Source organism: Luteitalea pratensis (assembly GCF_001618865.1).
Classification (GTDB): Bacteria; Acidobacteriota; Vicinamibacteria; order Vicinamibacterales; family Vicinamibacteraceae; genus Luteitalea; species Luteitalea pratensis.
The window spans coordinates 1,302,797-1,322,662 of sequence record NZ_CP015136.1; the positions used below are offsets into that span (position 1 = coordinate 1,302,797).

Annotated in this window: 13 protein-coding genes and 1 pseudogene; 12 read left to right on the forward strand and 2 right to left on the reverse strand. The window is 64.1% G+C overall.

Annotated elements, in window-relative coordinates; genetic code table 11:
* The first annotated feature begins 54 nt into the window (after window positions 1–54).
* From LuPra_RS05435 to LuPra_RS05450, 4 genes are read left to right on the forward strand one after another with little or no spacing between them, the layout of a single operon-like run.
* Window positions 55–3,228: a TonB-dependent receptor gene (locus tag LuPra_RS05435; RefSeq protein WP_157898773.1), complete on the forward strand. Its 3,174-nt coding sequence runs from the start codon at window positions 55–57 to the stop codon at window positions 3,226–3,228.
* Between the two features lie 2 nt (window positions 3,229–3,230).
* Window positions 3,231–5,786 (forward strand): CehA/McbA family metallohydrolase, encoded by a 2,556-nt coding sequence (locus LuPra_RS05440; protein WP_110169807.1) that lies wholly within the window; start codon window positions 3,231–3,233, stop codon window positions 5,784–5,786.
* Window positions 5,783–7,081 (forward strand): aminotransferase class V-fold PLP-dependent enzyme, encoded by a 1,299-nt coding sequence (locus LuPra_RS05445; RefSeq protein ID WP_110169808.1) that lies wholly within the window; start codon window positions 5,783–5,785, stop codon window positions 7,079–7,081. The genes LuPra_RS05440 and LuPra_RS05445 overlap by 4 nt, the downstream gene beginning before the upstream one ends.
* Window positions 7,082–7,083: 2 nt before the next feature.
* Window positions 7,084–8,385 carry an aminotransferase class V-fold PLP-dependent enzyme gene (locus LuPra_RS05450; RefSeq protein WP_110169809.1) on the forward strand — a complete coding sequence of 434 codons (1,302 nt, stop codon included), beginning with the start codon at window positions 7,084–7,086 and terminating at the stop codon, window positions 8,383–8,385.
* 37 nt (window positions 8,386–8,422) lie between these two features.
* Here the strand turns inward: LuPra_RS05450 and LuPra_RS05455 are convergent, their stop codons facing one another.
* Window positions 8,423–9,937 carry an aminotransferase-like domain-containing protein gene (locus LuPra_RS05455; RefSeq protein ID WP_110169810.1) on the reverse strand — a complete coding sequence of 505 codons (1,515 nt, stop codon included), beginning with the start codon at window positions 9,935–9,937 and terminating at the stop codon, window positions 8,423–8,425.
* Between the two features lie 203 nt (window positions 9,938–10,140).
* Between LuPra_RS05455 and LuPra_RS05460 the strand changes: the two genes are divergently transcribed.
* The 8 genes and pseudogenes from LuPra_RS05460 to LuPra_RS05495 all read left to right on the forward strand — a co-directional run bounded on the left by LuPra_RS05460 (window position 10,141) and on the right by LuPra_RS05495 (window position 18,531).
* Entirely contained in the window at window positions 10,141–11,409 is a 1,269-nt protein-coding gene (locus LuPra_RS05460; protein WP_110169811.1) for an aminotransferase class V-fold PLP-dependent enzyme, read from the forward strand.
* Complete coding sequence (locus LuPra_RS05465) at window positions 11,406–12,650, forward strand: amidohydrolase/deacetylase family metallohydrolase (RefSeq protein WP_110169812.1); 1,245 nt, start codon at window positions 11,406–11,408, stop codon at window positions 12,648–12,650. The genes LuPra_RS05460 and LuPra_RS05465 overlap by 4 nt, the downstream gene beginning before the upstream one ends.
* Window positions 12,651–12,985: 335 nt before the next feature.
* Window positions 12,986–13,288, forward strand: coding sequence for a PIN domain-containing protein (locus LuPra_RS05470; protein WP_110169813.1), 303 nt, complete (start codon window positions 12,986–12,988; stop codon window positions 13,286–13,288).
* Window positions 13,289–13,776: 488 nt separating this feature from the next.
* Window positions 13,777–13,950 (forward strand): annotated as a pseudogene (locus tag LuPra_RS34250) (hypothetical protein); the annotation flags it as partial.
* 437 nt (window positions 13,951–14,387) lie between these two features.
* Window positions 14,388–14,891 carry a hypothetical protein gene (locus LuPra_RS33005; RefSeq protein WP_234800740.1) on the forward strand — a complete coding sequence of 168 codons (504 nt, stop codon included), beginning with the start codon at window positions 14,388–14,390 and terminating at the stop codon, window positions 14,889–14,891.
* The gene (locus LuPra_RS33010) at window positions 14,888–15,799 is read left to right on the forward strand and encodes a hypothetical protein (protein WP_234800741.1); all 912 of its coding nucleotides are present in this window, start codon (window positions 14,888–14,890) and stop codon (window positions 15,797–15,799) included. The genes LuPra_RS33005 and LuPra_RS33010 overlap by 4 nt, the downstream gene beginning before the upstream one ends.
* An 18-nt stretch (window positions 15,800–15,817) precedes the next feature.
* Window positions 15,818–16,384 (forward strand): sigma-70 family RNA polymerase sigma factor, encoded by a 567-nt coding sequence (locus LuPra_RS05490; RefSeq protein WP_110169816.1) that lies wholly within the window; start codon window positions 15,818–15,820, stop codon window positions 16,382–16,384.
* Entirely contained in the window at window positions 16,381–18,531 is a 2,151-nt protein-coding gene (locus LuPra_RS05495) for a serine/threonine-protein kinase (protein ID WP_110169817.1), read from the forward strand. Before LuPra_RS05490 ends, LuPra_RS05495 begins: the two co-directional genes overlap by 4 nt.
* On the opposite strand, the gene LuPra_RS05500 is transcribed toward LuPra_RS05495, so the two are convergent.
* Window positions 18,528–19,760, reverse strand: a complete 1,233-nt coding sequence (locus LuPra_RS05500; protein ID WP_110169818.1) for a vanadium-dependent haloperoxidase — start codon at window positions 19,758–19,760, stop codon at window positions 18,528–18,530. The genes LuPra_RS05495 and LuPra_RS05500 overlap by 4 nt on opposite strands.
* Window positions 19,761–19,866 lie beyond the last annotated feature (106 nt).

Genomic DNA, 19,866 nt, shown 5'->3' on the forward strand with positions numbered 1-19,866 from the left:
GCGCTCGGACCATCCGACGAGGATTCTCGCTTTCGTGGTCACAGAGGAGTCCGCATGTCGAGGTCTCTCACATACTTGTTCGCCCTGCTGTTGGCGCTTCCCTTTACGGCACATGGGCAGACGACGACCGCCAGTGTCGGTGGCGTCGTGCGCGACGTCAGCGGCGCCAGCATCCCCGGCACGAAGGTAACCGCTCTCAATCTGCTCACGTCGTTCAGCCGCACCACCACGACAGACGAATCGGGCGGCTACCTGATCACGAACCTGCCCATCGGTGACTATGCAGTGACGGCAGAGAGGGACGGCTTCCAGCGGTACACGCAGGCGGGGATCTCTCTCGTCGTCGGCCAGAACGCACGCGTCGACCTGCAACTCCAGGTAGGCAGCATCACCGAGGATGTCAACGTCGTAGTCGAGGTCCCGGACGTGGACACGAGGTCGGCCACCGTTGGCGAGGTCGTGGACCGGGTGCGCATTCAGGAGTTGCCGCTCAACGGTCGCAATCCCATGGAACTTGCGGCCGTCGTCCCCGGTGTCATCAGCGTGAGTGCTCCCGCGGTCGTGACGAACGCCAGAAGCGGTCCGCAGCTCGTGGTTGCCGGTGGCCGGGACACGTCCAACGAGTACCGCTTCGACGGCACGTCTCACAAGAACCTCACGCAGAACACGGCGCTAAATCTGCCGGCACCCGACGCGCTGCAGGAATTCCGGGTGGTCACGAGCAACGTCAGCGCTGAATATGGCCGGTACACAGGTGGCACCGTCATCGCGGTGACACGCTCCGGAACGAACCAGTTTCGCGGCACCGCCTGGGAGTACTTCCGGAACGACGGGCTGAACGGCACCAACTACTTCGCCACCACCAAGCCGGAGCTGAACCAGAACCAGTACGGCTTCACCCTTGGTGGCCCGGTCGCTCGCAACCGCGCCTTCTTTTTTGGATCGTACCAGGGCATCCAGGTGGAGGAGACGCGGCTGTTCGCAACCGCAACGCCACCCACGGCGGAAATGCGAGCAGGCGACTTCTCGAACGCCGCGCGAAAGCCGATTGATCCACTGACCAAGCTGCCGTTTCCCAACAACGTCATCCCCTCGTCTCGCTTCGATCCGGTCTCGATCGAGGTGATGAACCGGTACGTTCCGCTGCCGAACGCCACCGGCGGCCGGTGGGTGGAACAAGTCCCGCAGCCGACCAATGGCAACCAGTACCTGGGGAGATTCGACTACAACATCTCCGGCTCGAACACCGCCAACATTCGCTACTTCCGCGATTCCACAGAGTTGTTCACGCAGAACGGGAACATCTCTCCCTACGCACCGAACCGACGCGCCCTGACGGTCGCGAACTGGGCAATCCAGGACACGCACACCTTCAGTCCGACGTTGCTCAACGAACTCAAACTCGGAGTCAACCGCGTAGATTCCAAGGTGTTCGTCCTCGACGACACCCAGCTGTCTGACCTCGGCGCCAACTTCCCCGGCGTGATCACGCCGCAACTGCCAACGATTGGAGTCACCGGGTTCTTCAATCTCGCGACACAGGATGTCTTCGGCGAAGACGGCGGGATCTACCAGATCGGCAACGTTCTGCGGTGGTTCCGCGGCCGCCACGCGATCTCGGCCGGTGGCGAGTTCGAATGGACCCAGATGTTCAACCGCGGTTCGTCCGCCAATCAGGGCGTCTTCAGCTTCGACGGATACGCCACAGGCAATGCGTTTGCGGACTTCCTGATTGGCAAGCCGGTCAGCCTCGATCAGGCGAGCCCGTACGAGCGCCTCGTGAAGGGTTGGGACTGGTACACGTTTGTGCAGGATGACTTCCGCGTGTCCAACAACCTGACGCTGAACGTCGGTCTGCGCTATCAGTACTTCCAACCGTACGGCGCCGTCTACGACCGCACCAACACGTTCCGCGACGGCCAGCAGTCACAGGTCACGACCGCTTCGCCGCCAGGAATGGTGTTCCCCGGCGATCCGGGCATCAGCCGCGGTCTGGTGGCCGGTGACAAGAACAATTTCGCACCGCGCTTGGGTGCGGCGTGGGACCCGAGGGGCGATGGTCGCCTCAGCATTCGGGCTGCATACGGGTTGTATTACGAGGACTTCCGCTCGGACCTGTGGACGTACCCGGCGGTCAACCAGCCCTTCGTGATTCGGGAGTTCGTCAACAATCCGGCCAGCTTCCAGGATCCGTATGCTGGTCGCGTGAACCCGTTCCCGTACGTGTACTCGCCGGACACCGCGAAGTTCCAGTATCCGATGGGCCTGTTCACGGTCATCGCGCCGGAACTGGCGATGGCTCACATGCATCAGATGAGCTTCAGCATCGAGCACGCGCTGCCGTTCAAGATGGTGGCCAAGGCGGCCTACGTCGGGAAACGGGCCGACGACCTCATTCGGATGGAGCAGCGCAATCCTGCGACGTACATTCCCGGTCAGTCGACGCTTGCAAACACCGACGCGCGCCGACTCGGCATGCCGTCCCAGTACACCAGTTTCCGCGAGATCACGGCGAGCGCTGGGGCCAGGTACGACTCCATGCAACTGTCATTGTCGCGCCGCATGTCCCAGGGGCTGACGTTCATGTCCAGCTATACGCTCGGCAAGTTCAGGGATCAGTACTCCTCGGCCAATCTCGGCCAGACTTCACAGGACCCCGCTAATCCCGACGCCGAATGGTCGCGCTCCGATGAGGATCGTCGTCACGTGTTCAACGCGTCGTTCCTCTACGAGTTCCCTTTCTTCCGGAACTCTGGCGGCCTCGCTCACGTCCTGCTGGCCGACTGGGCGCTGTCCGGTATGGTCAGCATGTCGAGTGGCGAGCCGGTCAACGTCCTCAGCGGACGTGATTTCTCACTGACGGGCGTTGGCTTCGACCGCCCGGACCTGGTGGGAGACCCGGTGATTGAGCACTCGAACGATGCCGACATGGTTGCGAAGTACTTCAACACGGCGGCGTTCGTGGCCAATCAGCCCGGCCAGTACGGCAATGCGGGTCGGAACCTGTTCAGCGGCCCCGGGTATTCCGCTACGAACCTCTCGCTGACCAAGGCCTTCGTCCTTCCCGGCCGGCTTGGCAAGATGCAGTTCCGTGCCGAGGCGTTCAACGTGTTCAACCAGGTTAACTTCGGCCCACCCGAAGCCCGACTCATCAACGCGAACTTCGGCCGCATCCTCACGGCTGGCGAACCTCGCATCATGCAGCTTGCACTGCGCTGGAGTTACTAGGCATGCGGCGCTCGCTCATCCTGCTCGCCCTCCTCTTCGCTGCCACGCTAAGAGGGAGCGGCAATGGCCCGGCCGCGGTGCGGCCCGATTATCCCGCGTCCAAGCACGGCGGGACGTACATGTTCAACTATTACTTGCCGCCTGCGCCGAGTGCCACGGCATGGTCGCCGGCGTGGTCGCCTGACGGCAAGTGGATTGCCGTGGCCATGCAAGGCTCCATCTGGAAGGTGGACCCGGCAAACGGCACGGCCTCCGAGGTGAGCTACAACGCAAAGTATCACGCGTCGCCGACTTGGTCGCCTGACGGCCGCTGGATCGTGTATACGGCCGACGATGATGGGAGCAGCATTCAACTGGAGGCGGTCGACGTCCAGACTGGAGAGTCGCACGCCCTCACGAATGATGGCCACCTGTATGCCGACCCGGCGTTTTCGCCCGATGGCAGTCGACTGGCCTACGTCTCCACGAAGCCGAATGGCTACTTCAACGTCTACGTCCGCGCCATCAAGGACGGCCGCTGGACGGGCGAGGAGATCGCCGTCACGCAGGACAACAACTACGGAAACGAACGACTGTACTTCGGTGCGTGGGACATGCATACGCAGCCCTCGTGGCTGCCTGGCAGCGATGCGCTGGTGCTGGTTTCCAACCGGAACGCGCCATTGGGTTCGGGCAACGTGTGGCGCGTGCCCGTGGAGGCGAACGCCATGCCGAAAGCCACGCTGGTCCTGCAGGAGGAGACGCTGTATCGCACCCGCCCTGATGTCTCCAGGGAGGGCAAGCGCATCATCTTCTCGTCGAGTCGAGGGGCCGCCGATCAATTCAATCACCTCTATCTCGTTCCGACGGGCGGGGGCGAACCCTACAAGCTCACCTTCGGCGACCACGACGAATTCCACCCTCGGTGGTCGCCAGACGGTGAACGAATCGCTTACATCTCGAACGAAGGAGGTCTGCCACAGCTCTGGGTGCTCGAGACTTATGGTGGTGCCAAAACGCAGGTGCGGATTCAGTCGCGCCAATGGCGGCGGCCCATGGGGCGCGTGCACGTGCGCGTGGTCGATGGCGTCACGGGCGCCAGTACCGCCGCTCGGGTCTATGCCGATGGTGCCGACGGCAAGGCCTACATGCCGCCGGACGTCTACGCCAGGATCGCCAGCACGCGCATGACGCGCCGGCTGAATGGCCATGTCTTCCATGCCAGCGGCGACTTCACTCTCGAGGCACCACCGGGCCGGCTGTCCCTCGAGGCTGTCAAGGGCTTTGAGTATCAACCCTCTGCCGCCGAGGTCGAAGTGAAGGCAGACGCGACGACGCAGGCGACGCTCACGCTGCGGCCGATCGTCGACATGGCCGCGAAAGGCTGGTACGGCGGCTCCACGCATGCGCACATGAACTACGCGGGTAATCTCCGCAATACGCCGGAGCACATGATGCTCATGGGGCGCGCCGAGGACGTCGACGTTGTCAACATACTCGCGGCCAACAAGGACAGCCGCGTCTTCGATCACCAGTACTTCGAGAAGGGCGGCGGCGAGCACTCGTCGTCGGTCGGGCAGCCGGACGTCAAGGTCATCGTGGGGGAGGAATACCGCCCGCCTTTCTGGGGGCACGTCTTCTACATCGGCCTTGCGGACCATCTGATTTCGCCCTTCACCACGGGATACCAGGGCAGCGCTCTCGAGAGTCTGTATCCGAGCAACACGGACATGTTCCGCAAGGCGCTCGCGCAGGGCGCAGCCGTGGGGTACGTGCATGCGTTCGGTGGCGACCGTGACCCTCTCGACGGAAGCCTGGGAGGCGCGAAAGGCTTCGCAATGGACGCGGCGCTGGGCACCATCCACGGTCTGGAGTGGTCAGGTTCGTCTCGCGGTTCGTACACGGTGTTGCACCATGCGCTCAACAACGACCTGCGCATTGCGCCCGTTGGCGGTGAGGACGCTAACACGAGCCTGCATCGCCACACGATGATGGGGAGCATTCGGACCTACGCCTACACGGGACGCACCTTCACGGCGGAAACTTGGAGGGACGCGATCAAGGCGGGCCGCACCTTCTTCAGTAACGGACCCCTCCTCGAGTTCACGATTGACGGCCAACTGCCGGGAGACTCCGTCCAGTTGACCGCGCCAGGAGCGGTCACGCTGAAGGCCGAAGTCTGGTCATTCCAACCGCTGACGAAAGTCATGGTTTACCGCAACGGCCAGATCTGGAAGGAGATCTCCCTGAAGGACGGCGGGACCCGCGCGCGCTTCGAAGAACGCGTCGAAGTGTCCGACAGCGGATGGTATGCGCTGTCGGTCGAAGGGGCGCCGGCCTTTGCGCCAGTCGACCCTTCCTTCCCGCAGGCAGGCACCAGCGCGATCAGGGTCTACGTCGGCGACCGGAAGATCAGGAATCGCGCGTCGGCCGAGTACTTCATGCGTTGGCTCGACAAGCTGAAGGGCATGTCCGAGAAGTGGCCCGGGTGGGGATCGCAGGTTGAAAAGGATCGTGTCTTCGCACAGATTCGCGAGGCGCGGCAGCGCTACGAGCAGTTCGCCAAGGAGGCGCAGTGACACCAGAGACGCACACAATCGAAGGCGGGTTCTCACGGCGGGGCTTCCTGGGGCGGCTTGCCGGTGGATCCACCGCCGCACTCGTCGGTCTCACCGACACGAGAACCGCCTTTGCAGGTACCTTGCAATCGGTGCGTGCAACCGGCGCCGACGGCCGGTCGGACGGTGGCTACTGGGAGAAGGTCCGCAAGCAGTTCATGCTCGAGGACGGGTTCGCCTACCTGAACACGGGGACGCTCGGTCCCACGCCCCGTCCCGTCTGGGAGGCGATGAACGAGTACTGGCGGCTGATGGCCGTCAATCCCAACGAGAACAGCGCGGTCTTCCAGAACCACGTCGAGCAGATCCGCACGAAAGTGGCTGCCTTCGTCGGCGCAACGCCGGACGAGATCGCGATCACCCGGAACACCACCGAGGGGAACACCATTCTCTGCCAGGGGCTCGACCTAGCCCCGGGCGACGAGATCCTTATCACCGCGTATGAGCACGCGAGCAATCGCGAGACACAGATGCGCCACGCGAAGCGTCGCGGCCTCGTCGTGAAGGAGGTGCAGTTCCCCATGCCACCTGCGAACCCGCAGGTCATCATCGACGCCTTCGCCGCGGCCATCACGCCGAAGACGCGTGTCATGCACTTCGGCAACCCGCTCGGTGGATATGGCTGCATCATGCCGGCGAAGCAATTGGCAGACCTGGCCCACAGCAAGAAGATCCTCTGCTTCGTGGATGGCGCGCACGCGACGGGCATGTTCCAGTTCAGCCTGAAGGAGTGGGGCGTCGACGGTTTCGCCTGCAATTCGCACAAGTGGCTGTGTGGGGCTGCTGGCGCGGGGGTCCTGTTCGTGAAGCGCGACGTTCAGGAACGAGTGGCGCCCGTCATGGGCATCTACCGCGACGAACCGGCGGGCGCACGGAAGTATGACCAGCTGAGCCGTCGACCGTGGCCCACTGTGATGACATTCGAGGACATCATCGACTTCCACACGGCGATCGGCAGCGCGCGCATCGAGGCACGTGCACGGGCTCTGGGCGAATTCGTACGGACCGGCCTCGCCGCGATCCCGAAGGTGAAGATCTACACACCGATGGATCCCGCGATGTCGTGCGGTACGACCACCGCGGGGATTGACGGCGTGCCCGGCGCGCAGATCAGGGAATACCTACGACAGAAGTACGACACCTACGTGCCAGGTGGGTCGGATCGGATACGCATCTCGACTCACTACTTCAACACCTTCGACCAGGCCGACCGCGTGATCAAGGCCTACCGCGAGCTGGCTTCGGGGGTGTCGTAGCCATGCACAGCGGCTGGTCCAGACGTGCATTCCTCCGTGTGCCAGTGGCCGGCGCAGCCGCGCTGAGCGCCGTTGACGTGCAGACTGCCTTCGCGCGCGAGATGAAGGCACCGCAGGCGTGGAAGTTCGACGCAGGCTATTGGGACCGCGTGCGTCGAAATTTCCACCTCCAGGAGGGGCTGGCGTACCTCAACACCGGCACCGTGGGTGCGACACCAGCGCCGGTGCTCGCCGCCATGAACCGCTACTGGCAGCTCATGGCGGAGAATCCCAACGAGAACAGCGCCGTTCTTCAGGGCCGTCAGGAAGCGATTCGCGCGAAGGCCGCAGCCTTCATCGGCGCGGATGCTGCCGAGGTGGCCATCCTGCGAAATGCGTCAGAAGGCAACAGCCTGGTCTGTCAGGGCATCGACCTCGCCAAGGGCGACGAGGTGCTGATTGGTTCACTCGAACACGACAGCAACCGGCAGCCGTGGCTGCTCAGGGCGAAGCGCGCCGGAATCGTCGTGAAGGAAGTGCCGATCGGTACGCCCGCCGAGTCGCCACAGGCGATCGTGGATGCTTTCGAACGTGCCATCACGGGGCGGACGAAAGTGATCAGCGTCGCACATTGCGACACGGTCACCGGCACCATCACGCCGCTCAAGCAGATCGCGGCGCTTGCGCACAGCCGCGGCTTGTTGATCTTCGCTGATGGTGCACAGATGCTCGGGGCCACACGCGTGGACGTACGCGATCTGGATGTCGATACGTACACCACAACCTGTCACAAGTGGCTCGCGTCGCCGGCAGGCACCGGATTGCTGTACATCCGCAAGGGCCTTCAGGACCGCATCTGGCCGAGCGTCGCCACCGAGAACTGGTGGAGCTATTCCGATGCGCGCAAGTACGACCGTGTTAGCCGTCGGCCATGGCCCGTGGTTGCGGCTCTGGAGCACGCCCTCGATTTCCAGGCGGCGATTGGTCAGGTCCGCATCGAACAGCGCATTCGCGAGCTGAGCCAGCACTTCCGTCGCGAAGCGGCCCGCATCCCGCACGTCGTGCTCTACACCCCGCAGGACCCGACGATGTCGGCGGGCATCACCAGTCTGACCCTCGACAACGTCGCGCCGGATCTCGCACGCGAGTACCTACGGCTACATCACGATGTCTACATCGCGGCCAGGACGAAGGGGGAACGGTACCCGGCCGACCCGAATGGCGTGACCGGATTCCGCGTATCGACGCACTTCTACAATACTTTCGAGGAAGTGGAGCGCGTGTTGACAGGCCTTCGCGCCCTGGCAAGTGGCACTGCTTCCTGAGTAGGTGCGGCACGAGCGCAACGCCATGATCGACGGGCTAGATCACAGCCCGTCGGTCTTGCCACACGGCCGGTCGTACCAGGCGCAGTCGACGCTTCGCGATGATATCGCCCAGCGTGCGGATGCCGGCGTCGATCACGGCTTCGTTCTCGGTCGCAAAGCTTAGTCGCAGGCAATTGTGCTTGACGCCGCTGAAGTAGAAGATCGCGCCTGGCAGGAACTGCACGCCTTTGTCCTGCGCGAGTGCAAGCAGGTCCCGCGTGTCCATGTCGTCAGGCAGGGTGACCCACATCGACAAGCCGCCCTCGGGAACCGACCAACGTGAGTCGCGAGGAAAGTAGCGACGCAAAGCCTCTGCCATCGCATCGCGACGTCCCCTGAAGATCTTCCGAACCCGCTTCAGGTGACGAACCATCAGCCCACGCCGGCAGAACTCGTCCATCGCCGTCTGCACGAGGGTACTGGTGTGCAGGTCGCTTACCTGTTTGGCGACCGTGATCTGTTCGGCGAACGGCTCGGGTGCCACCATCCAGCCGAGGCGGAGGCTGGGGTTGAGCATCTTGGAGAAGCTGCCGACGTGGATCACCATGCGTGGACAGAGTGACTGCAGCGACGGCAATGCTGCGCCTTCGTACCGCAGCGCCCCGAAGACATCGTCTTCGATGAGCGGGATACTGTGCTGGAGTGCGATATCCGCCAACTGGCGCCGCTGCTCCATCGGCATGGTTAGACCGGTCGGATTGTGGAAGTTCGGTGTGACGTAGATCAGCTTGCAGCGTTTCTGATGGTTGACCAGCGTTGACGGATCCAGCAGTGGTGCGTTCTCGTGCACCGGAAGTGGCATCAGGCCCGTCCCGGATGGCGACAGCGCACCCACCGCGCCCGGGAACGAGGGGTTCTCGAGCAACATTGAATCGTCCGGACCGACGAGCAGCTTACGCGTCAGGTCGAGCGTTTGCTGGCAGCCCGTTGTGATGACGAGGGTCCGCTCCGTTGCAACAATGTCGTGCTGCGCGAGCCAGCCAATCAGGTATTCCTTCAAGGATGGCAGGCCACTTGCGGCGGCACCTACCCGATAGACCTCGGTGCCACGCCGCTTGAGGATGTAGTTGGTGCAGTGCCGGAATTCCTCAACGGGGAACAGGTCGGGGGGCGGCGCAGCATACACAAACGAGGCGCTGCATTCCTTCGCGTAAGCCATGGACGGCAGCGCACGGGTCGCAAGGCGGGGATTCACGAAGAGCGGGCCCCACACCCTGAGAGCAGGATCGTCGGCCGAGTCGCTGGGCACATCGGGGCTGGGGGCGCGGGTCGCTTTGGCACAGACGAACGTGCCGCTGCCGACCTTCGTCGCAATCAGGCCGTCCGCCTCCAGGCACTGGTAGGCCTTATGCACTGTGAGTCGATTGACACCGACCTCCGTGGCCAAGTCACGCGAACTCGGCAGTCTCGTGCCGAGATTTAAGATGCCGCGCTCGATTAGGCTGCGGATGGCATCCTCGATCTGCCTGTACGGGGGTATCGGCGCGGCTCGATCGACGTGAATGTACATGATGAATCCTAGCGACGCTGCATTCGTCCAGTCACGTTGATCGTCGTGTGCTCTCGGCAGGCCGAGGCAGACCAATTTACACGATTTCGTTGTGCACCACTTGTGGAAAGCGCGCTGAAGGTCGGGACGGACACGGTGGCGACTGGTATGCTCGACCCGAATCCACCAGCGGGATTTCTATTCCTCTATTCGACTCGAGTGCCATGACCCATCGTCGACGTGACTTCCTGCGCCAAGTGTCCGGCGTCGCTCTTGGCTCCGCTTCGTGGAGCACTCTCTCCGGAACTGCCCACACGGTCGGCCTTGCTGTGGCCTCCCCGCGAGAGGACGAAGAGTATTGGCAACTGCTACGGCAGCAGTTTCCGCTCGAGGACGGCCTCACGTATCTCAACGCGGCGAATATCTGCCCCGCGTCCCGACCGGTCCTCGACCGCCAGGTCGCGTACATCGCAGACTTCCACAAGAATCCCTCGTTCCAGAACCGCGAGAAGTACAAGCCGATGTATGAACGGTTGCGAGGCAAGTTAGCCAGCGTTCTCCATGCCAGCAGCGCTGACGAGATCGCCATCACGCGGAATACGAGCGAGGGCAACAACCTGATCGTCAACGGCCTCGACTTCGCGCCGGGCGACGAGATCGTGATCAGCGACCACAATCACCAGTCGAATAGCGTTGCCTGGGAGATGCGCGCAAAGCGTGACAGCCTGGTCGTCAAGCGTGCGCCGGTGAGCGTACCGGCGGAGAGCCGCGAGGCGCTGATCGCCGGATTCGAGCGTCTCATCACGCCGCGCACGAAGGTAGTCGCTCTGACGCATGTCACCGCCACCACGGGCGTGCTGTTCCCCGTGCGCGAGATCGCCGAATTGGCCCGTCGGCAGAACGCGTGGGTGCACGTGGATGGTGCGCAGACCTTCGGTGTCCTCGCCGTTGACGTCCAGGCGCTCGGCTGTGACTCGTACAGCGCGAGTTCCCACAAGTGGATGATGGGCCCTCTTGAGGCCGGCGTCCTGTACGTGCACTCGCGGCGTCTCGCCGAGTTGTGGCCCCCCATCGTCACGGCTGGATGGGCCGACGATCTCAAAGGCGCACGTCGGCTCGATGTCGTCGGGCAGCGCGAAGACCCCAGGGTGGTGGCCTTCGAGGCCGCCATCGACTTTATGCACGTGATCGGGATTGACAAGGTCGAGGCGCGCAGCCTAGCACTGGCTGCGCGCGCCAAGCGCCTGCTTGCCGACCTGCCCGCGGTCAGGATGAAGTCGCCGGTCAGCCCGGAACTGTCGGGGCCTGTGGTGAAGTTCTCGCTGAGGAACCGCCCCACCAAGGAGGCGTACGACACCTTGTGGCAGAAGCACCGGATCGCGCTGGCAATCACCGCGGCTGGCGAGGCCGAGGGCCTGCGGTGCTCACCGCACATCTATAACTCGTTCGATGACATCGATCGCCTGGTGGCCGGTGTGCGGGAGCTGGGTTGAGAGAGGGCGCCTCGGGAATTACGCGCCGGAACCTCCTCCAAGGCGCCGCAGCTCTGTGTCTGGCGGGCGGCCGGGGCGCGGCACAGGAACAGGCTCCCTACGATCTCCTGGTACGCGGCGGGCACGTGGTCGACCCTGCTTCGAATACATCCGGCCTCCGAGACGTGGCGATTCGCAGGGGGCGGGTGGCGCGTGTCGCAGAAATGATTCAGGCCTCGCAAGCCCGCGAGGTTCTCGACGCCGCGGGCTGCGTGGTGACGCCCGGCCTCATCGACATGCACGTGCACGTCTACGACGGAGTGGCGCCCATCAGCATCCCACCAGACGCGAACTGCATCGCCAAGGGGGTCACGACCGTGCTCGACGGCGGTTCGGCCGGAGCACACACCTACCCCGGCTTCGAGAAGTACGTCATCGGGCCGTCCGAGACCCGCGTCTATGCGTTGCTGAACATCTCGGTGGCCGGGCAGTCGACCTTTTCTTCCGAGAACCCACATGGGGAACTGCTCGACCTGAATCTCGTCAACCCGAGGGTGGCTGCGGGCACGATCGCGAAGCACCGGGATCGCATCCTCGGAGTGAAGGTGAGGCTTACGCGAAACATCGCTGGCGACCAGGATCTCGAGGTGCTGGCCCGGGCCTGCGCAGCCGCACGGGAGGCAGGAGTCCCCGTCATGGCACACATCGGCGGTTCGCATTCCGCGCTGAAGGATATTTTGTCGAAGCTCCAGGCCGGCGACGTAATCACGCATGCGTTCCGCGCGGGTGAGGGCGGGATTCTGGACGACCGTGGGGTTGTGCGCCCGGAAGTGCGGGAGGCGATGGCGCGGGGTATCCGCCTCGACGTGGGGCATGGGGCGAACGGGTTCGGGTTCGCCACCGCGGAGCGAGCGTTGGCGCAGGGGATATTGCCGGACGTCATCTCGAGTGACCTCCACGCCTACAATTACCGCGGTCCCGTCTTCGATCTCGTCACGACATTGTCCAAGTTCCTCTCTCTTGGCCTCACGCTGGAGCAGGTCGTCGACCGCGCCACGCGCAGTCCAGCGAATGTTTTCGCGTTTCCGGAAGGAGCGGGCACGCTGGCCGAGGACACCATCGCCGATGTCGCGGTGCTTAGACTCGAGGAGGCGCCCGTGACGTTCGTCGACTCCCATGCGGTAGAACGTCGGGCCGCGCGTCGATTGCGCGCCGTCGCCACGCTGAAAGCTGGCCAGATATACGGCGCTCCAGCAGCCTAGAACGGTTAGTCGCGCGGCTTTCGCTCAGCGATTGAGCGAGCGCTCTGGCCGTGAACGCGTACGCCTCGCATTCGCTCTACGTGGCGTCGCTCAATGCCGTCCCGCGGAAGGATGCAGCCGTTGCGATGGGCCGAACGCGGGTCAGGCCGCACCAGCAACGCCGAACAATCCGAGGATCAGCAGTGTCCGCGGTGGCTATCGTGTGCGCGGCGACAATTAGATCTGCCGGCAAGAGTAGTTGACGTCGCGCAATCGTGCGATGAATTGCACAAGCGACGCCCTGAAGCGCTGGCCAAGATCGTTTGTAGTCTGGCGACGCCGGCAAGCGTGATCGCGTGAACGCGCTCCTGGAGAGCGGCGAGGCCGCATGGTGTCCAGTGGTGCGCCTCGAACTATGGCGCGGCGTCACCAACGACGCGGAGCGGAAGACGCTTCGCCGTTACGAGACCCTGCTTCCCGACTACGAGATCTCGGCTGAGGTCTGGAATCGGTCGATTCAACTCGCCGATCGCGCCCACGCATCCGGCGTCACCGTTCCACTTGCCGATCTCCTGATCTTTGCGTGCGCCAAGATCCACGGTCTCGATGTCGCGCACGACGACACCCATTTCGACGCGTTATCGAAACTCGAGACGTGATGAGGACGCCGGGCCAGTGTCCGCCAGCCGCGGACGCGCTGCCAGTCCCTTGGACGATGACGCGTCCTGGTGTGACGGCGCGTGTGCGTGACTGCGCGCCTCCTTGAACTTCCAGGCGCGCTCTGGTACACGTGAAGCCGCCGACCATGGTGTTGAGGCGAGTTCTTGGGGCCGCGCCATGGACCCGTGCTGTGCCGCGTCGGTGTATCTGGCCGGCAGTCATCTCAATCCTGTGTGGGTTGAGCATGAGCTGCGAGGTCTTTGCTCGTCACGCGACCACCGTGGCCGCAGGAAGTGCTGCTGCGCCGCTCGTCCGGCCGCTCTTTGATCTCGGCTCGCCGGAGCGCCGTCCATTCCCGTCGAACCGCTTCACGGTAGCGGACGCCAATCAAAACACGGGACGGAACCTGCCGATGCCGGCCGACTGCGCGAGCAACGCGTCGGAGTGCGAGGATCGGGCGGTCTTGAACCAGCTCGATGGGTTTAACATGCAGCCGCGGATCCCGGTGCCGTTCGACGGCGCGATCGATCCCGCAACGATCTCCAAGCGCACGGTCTTCCTCCTGAAGCTCTCGGGTGCGGAACGCACGACCAGCGGTATCAACCGGATCGTCTGGGACCCACCGACACAAGAACTGAGCTTCCATCCGGACAATTCGCTCGAACAGCACACGACGTATGCGCTCGTCGTGACGACCGGTGTGCGCGCCGCAAATGGACATGCTATTGGTGTCGCGGCGCGCCGCGCCGATGGAGAGTACGGCCGGGCGCTCACGATGGCCGAACAGGCCGTACGCCACGCCGGCGTGCTCGAGCGCGGTGTCGACACCGCGGCGCTCAGCGTGTTCACCACCCAACGCTTCTCGCACATCATCGAGCGCATCCGCGACGCCATCCAACACACGCCCGCGCCGACACTCGACTTCGGCGTCGGACCTGGTGGCGCGCGCGGTCTTCAGGGCCGACGACATCGGGACGCTGGCGAACAACGCGCACGTCAACGTCAACGGACCGCTGACGCCGCAGCCGTTCGCGAATGCCGTGACCAACATGCGGTTTGTCACGGGCAGTCGGGAGCGTTGCGTTCGGGACGTTTCGCGTGCTCGATTTCACGACGCGGCCGTCAGGACATATCGCCGCGATCCCGACGCGCACCGGCAGACTCACTCCAACCGGATCGGTGGGTGTGGCGTTCAATCTGTGGTTACCATCGGGCAGGTCACCCGACGGCGGATGGCCCGTTGCCATCTGCGGCCACGGCAGGGATGTGGCGAAGAACTTCTGCGTGTCGATTGCCGCCATGCTGGCGTCGCCCGGGCTCGCCGTCATCAGCGCGAACGCGATGGGCCACGGCGCTGGTTCGCGCACGACCATGACCGTCACGCGAACAGACGGCACGGAAGCGACGTTCAGCGCGCCTGGCCTCGGATCCGACCAGAACGGCGACGGCATGATCGCGACATGGGAACCGAGCTGGGCCGAACGGCCGTTTGGCATTTACGGCGAGTCGGGACCGATTCTGCAGAGCGCCGCGCACATCCTGCAGCTCGTTCGCGCGATTCAGAAAGGCGTCGACGGCGACGGCGACGGCGGGCGGATTTGAACGCGTCACGACTCTACTACTACTACGGACACTCGCTGGGCGCGATGTACGGCATGTTCGGCTTCGCCTGCGAGCCCGCCATCCGTGCGGCCGTGTTCGTCGGGCCGGCGGGGACGCGTGCGTACGACCGGCTGCTGTCGCCTGCCACGCGACCGCCGCTTGGCCGCTTTCTCGCCGCACGAGCGCCGTCGCTGAACAACGGCGCGGACGGCCTGACGAGCATCGACGGAATGACTGTTGCCGGACCGTTCTTCAACGAGGACGTGCCGCTGCGCAACTTGCCACCGCGGGTGACCACCATCGCCGGCGCGGTCGACATTCAGCGCGTCGTCGATCACCTCGCATGGGCTGAGCAAGTTTCCAGCACCGCTGCGATTGCGCCGCTGCTGCGCCGCTCTCCTCCGGCTGGAGTACGCGTGCGTCCATTCATCATTCAGGTCGCGCGCTCGGACCCGTCTTCAACCAACCCGACGACTACAGAGATCATCCGTTCCGGTGCTCTCGAGGATCGCGTTGTTCTCTACCGCCACTGCCGTCGTCGTCAAGGTGCCCTGGGAGGCCATCTTCCAGGCGCTTCGCGACGTCACGCTGCGCGAGATGCCTTCGACGAGGTCGCCGACGCACACCGCCGTATCGAGGCGGGCGGTCTCGAAGGCAAGCTCGTGCTGTGCCCGGACCTCCCATTTCGACGCGACCGGTTGCCGCCTCAGCGCGAGCTCGCGAATCCGTCGCTGGCCAGGGTGATCACGGCTGGGCGCCACTTTCGCCAAAGCCGCGCCTCCATCCCGCGAACGAGAGCGCCGAGCTCAACAGGAGTTTCTCATCGTCCGGCCGCATCACTTTCTCCCCGTCGCATGCGGCTCCTGTCCGTGATGAATTTCGCGGATCCGCTCCCGGTCCGGCAGTAGAATTCTGGTCGGTCCACGATGGCTGGCCAGACAGTGACGCAACTGCTCTTGGCATGGGCGGACGGAGACGAAGCCGTGCTCGATCCGCTCATGTCGCTCGTGTACGACGAGCTCCATCGAATTGCGCGTCGTCACATGGTGCGAGAGCGGTCGCCGTCGTTGCAGCCGACGGCGCTGGTCCACGAAGCCTACCTCCGTCTGGTCGGCCAGTCAGCCAAGTGGCAGAACCGTGCGCACTTCTTTGCCGTGGCGGCGCGGATGATGCGTCGGATTCTTGTCGCCCGGGCGAGGCAGTGCGACCGTCGAGGCGGTGGCGTGTGGCACGTGTCGCTTGGTGAAGCAGGCGACATTGCTCTCGAACGGACGCGCGACCTGATCGCCCTCGACGATGCGTTGAAGGTGCTGGCGTCGGTCGATTACCGAAAGTCGCAAGTCGTGGAGCTGCGATTCTTCGGTGGCCTCAGCGTTGAGGAGACCGCGCACATTCTCGGTGTCTCCGCAGTGACCGTGATTCGTGACTGGACGACCGCCAAAGCCTGGCTGCATCGCGAGACAGGAAATCGCACGGAGGCCGGCGGCCTATGAACATCGAGCGCTGGCGCCAGATCGACGATCTCCTGCACGCCGCACTCGCGCAGCCATCGTCCGGGCGCGAACGGTTCGTTGCTGCGCAGTGCGCCGGCGATGACTCGCTCCGCCGCGAGATCGAGTCGCTGCTGAGCGCCCACGAACGCGACGGTCTGCTGAATGCGCACGTGTCGCAGGTTGCGTCGGACCTCCTCTTCCCCAATCAGGGGCCAGTTGAACCTGGCGACCGTCTCGGACCGTACGGCGTAATCCACCACCTCGGATCGGGCGGGATGGGCGATGTGTATCTGGCCGAGGACACGCGGCTCGGCCGCAGGGTCGCGCTCAAGGTGCTTCACTCCGCTTCACACCGCGTGCCTGGCTGTCTTGACCGGCTGGCGCGTGAAGCAAGAACCGCGTCCTCACTCAATCATCCCAATATCGCCGTCGTCTATGACGTCGGGTGCGCCGGCGATCATCACTACATCGCCACCGAGATGGTCGAGGGGGAGACGCTTCGGGCGCGCATGCGCAGGCCAATCGGAGCAGCCGAGACGTGCAGCATCGCCACTCAGATCGCCAGTGCACTCGAGGCGGCGCACGACGCGGGGATCGTCCATCGCGACATCAAGCCGGAGAACGTGATGTTGCGGCCCGATGGCGTGGTGAAGGTGGTCGATTTCGGGCTGGCCAAACGGCTGACAGTGGAGGCGCGGCCCATATCGACCGACGAGACGCTGCCCGGAGTCGTCCTCGGCACCACGCCCTATATGTCGCCGGAGCAGGCGGAAGGGCGCGACGTCGACCGACGAAGCGACGTCTTCAGCCTTGGCGTGGTGATGTTCGAAATGCTCGCCGGTCGACCGCCGTTTGGCGGGTCCACCGTCGCCGCGACGATTGCTTCGATTCTCAAGGACGCCCCCCCTGACATCCTGCGAAAGGGTGGCGTGCCCTCGGAGCTGGATCGCATCGTTCAGAAAACGCTGCGGAAGAATTCGCACGACCGGCACCAGCAGATGCGAGAGCTGCTCGCGGAGTTACGGGCAGTCTCCCAGGGTGGACGGAACGCGCGAAAACCGGGAGCCGCTGCGGCGGCAGTGCTGGCGCTTATCGTCGGTGGCCTCGTCTCGGCGAGCTACACGGAATCTCCTCCCAGCATTCCCCCGCGCGACGAGTCAGCCGCGCGTCAGCTGTACGTCAAGGGCCGGTTCTTCTGGAACAAGCGCACGATCGCTGGAGTCGAGAGCAGCATCAAGTATTTCGAAGAGGCCCTGAAGATCGATCCGACGCATGCACCTGCGTACGCCGGGCTTGCCGATTCGTACTTCGCACTTACCGGCAACCCCGCGGCGCCCGGACCGCCCCGCGACTATCTGCCGCGCGCGAGGCGAGCAGCGCTCGAGGCCATTCGCCTGGATCCTGCGAATGTGGAAGCGCGGGTCACGATGGCCGCGATCCGGCACATGGCAGACTGGGACTGGGCCGGCGCGGAACGGGAATTCAAGGCCGCGCTCGCACTGGATCCCCGCTACCCCTCAGCCCACCATAGGTACGGCGTGTTCCTCGCATTCATGCGTCGCTTCGACGAGGCCATCGCTTCGCTGAAGCGCGCCGAACAGCTGGACCCGGTGTCGTTGGCGATCGCGACCGATCTGGGCATGACCTACAATTTCGCGCGGCAGCCGGACCGCGCCATTGTGCAGCTGCGAAAAGCACTCGAGATCGACCCGACCTTTGGGCGGGCACGGTTCAACCTGGGGGAAGCATACGAGCAGAAGGGGCTCGTCGAGGAGGCGGCCGCTCTCTTCGATCAGAGTCCGCAGACCTCACATGTCTATCCGGCAAGAATCTTCATCAATCGATTTCACACGCTGGCGGGCCGACCGCCTGAAACGCGCCAAATCCTGGAAGAGTTGCTGACCCGACAAACACACGAGTACGTTCCCGCCCTATTCGTGGCGGAGCTTCACGCGATGCTCGGCGAGGATCGCGAGGCTTTCCGCTGGCTCGACAAAGCCTATGACGAGGGCGGCTTTTGCGTGCTTCGCTTGTTCGTCGACCCCCGCTGGGAGCGCTACCGGATCTACTCGGATCCGCGGTTCTCCCGACTGTTACGGCGCGTCGGCCTGCCGCCCCAGACACAGAAGCTCCGCGCGCCGCTCTAGGGCTCGGATCCTGGATTCAACGGCCGCATGTGGCGCTGCACCGCGAGTCTCGCAATGCTCCGGCCCATTTCCTCGGCGGCGTCATTGGCAAACCGGTAGTGCACTCCCGCGTAGATTCGCGACATCGACACTTCACGGACGTACTCGTTGGGCGTCACGGTCCGTCCAGCACCAGGCATCGTCGGGTCGAGAAACGTCATTCGCGCGTCCCGGCCGAACTCCGCTTCGATGAGTCCGGACGCGACAGCCGCCCCGATGCAGTGACCACACGGGTACTCGGCAAATCGCGGGGTCTGCAGCAGCGGCAGCCAGGCGGGATCCAGAGTCGTCAGCGGATTCTCGTCCTGATCCGCATTACGAATTGCGGTGATCGGTCTCCACAACGCGGCGTCGTATTTGGCGATTGCCACGGTCGTGGTGGCATCATCGTAGGCCATTTCCCGCAAAGCATAGGTGCGCGCGTTGCTCACCAGGCCGCGTTCCGGCTTGTTGGTCAGCAGTCGCATGGCCAGATCCGTTCGGTTACCGGCCCAGAAATTCGCCGCGGCAGTCTGCGCTGGTGTGCGCTCGATAGAATCCTTTCCGCCCAACCTGCGGACCTCGTCGAGATCCCTGGCGTAGCGTTCGCTCGTCAGCGCAGGTGGTGGCGGGGGGAGCACTTCGTCGCGGGTTCTGAGAATCCATGGGATCGTCGCGTATGCCGACAGCGGCAGGAGGGGCAGATCCGTAAGGATGTACACACCCGGAATCCCTCGGGGACGATATTCCGGCACCTTCATCGTGCTGTCCAGCACGGTGCGGTTCCGGACTGCTGCTGCAGCGTCCCTGCCGACCTGGACGCCGACTGTTTTTTCCGGTCCATCGGGAATCGCTCCAAGCGCGAACGCAAGGCTCTGGCCGAAGCTTCCCGCGCGCGCCGGATAGCTCGCTTTCAGGATGTCGTGCGCGGCGACTGATGCCGCTGCCTCTTGCGAGGCCGGCGTCAACGTCTTCGGAAAGCCGAGATAGGACTCATAACGGCGGTCGATGGCGTTCACCGCCTCGAACATGGCGAGGGCAACCTGCGTGTGGACAAACCTGCCGGCGCCGAGTCCCTCAGGCGTCCCGCGCGTTTCCTCGCCGATCGTTCGCGCAGCCTCCACCCAGTCGCTGATTACGTCAGCGCTGGCCGGGGCGGCGATTGTGACCAAGAACCCAAGCACTGCCGTCAACGAGCGCGAAGTCCTCATTGGAGCCTCCTGACTCCAGACGCGAGGACTGGGCGCGAAAACTATCATCGGACCGGAAAGCTCTGGAGTTCGACATCCATGGCGGCAGCCTTGGTGAGGATACCTC

What these genes read in the sequence shown, in the direction of transcription:
- LuPra_RS05435 (WP_157898773.1), top strand. Translation starts at nt 55, where the DNA reads ATGTCGAGGTCTCTCACATACTTGTTCGCCCTGCTGTTGGCGCTTCCC.
- LuPra_RS05440 (WP_110169807.1), top strand. Translation starts at nt 3,231, where the DNA reads ATGCGGCGCTCGCTCATCCTGCTCGCCCTCCTCTTCGCTGCCACGCTA.
- LuPra_RS05450 (WP_110169809.1), top strand. Translation starts at nt 7,084, where the DNA reads ATGCACAGCGGCTGGTCCAGACGTGCATTCCTCCGTGTGCCAGTGGCC.
- LuPra_RS05455 (WP_110169810.1), bottom strand. Translation starts at nt 9,937, where the DNA reads ATGTACATTCACGTCGATCGAGCCGCGCCGATACCCCCGTACAGGCAG.
- LuPra_RS05460 (WP_110169811.1), top strand. Translation starts at nt 10,141, where the DNA reads ATGACCCATCGTCGACGTGACTTCCTGCGCCAAGTGTCCGGCGTCGCT.
- LuPra_RS05490 (WP_110169816.1), top strand. Translation starts at nt 15,818, where the DNA reads ATGGCTGGCCAGACAGTGACGCAACTGCTCTTGGCATGGGCGGACGGA.
- LuPra_RS05495 (WP_110169817.1), top strand. Translation starts at nt 16,381, where the DNA reads ATGAACATCGAGCGCTGGCGCCAGATCGACGATCTCCTGCACGCCGCA.
- LuPra_RS05500 (WP_110169818.1), bottom strand. Translation starts at nt 19,760, where the DNA reads ATGAGGACTTCGCGCTCGTTGACGGCAGTGCTTGGGTTCTTGGTCACA.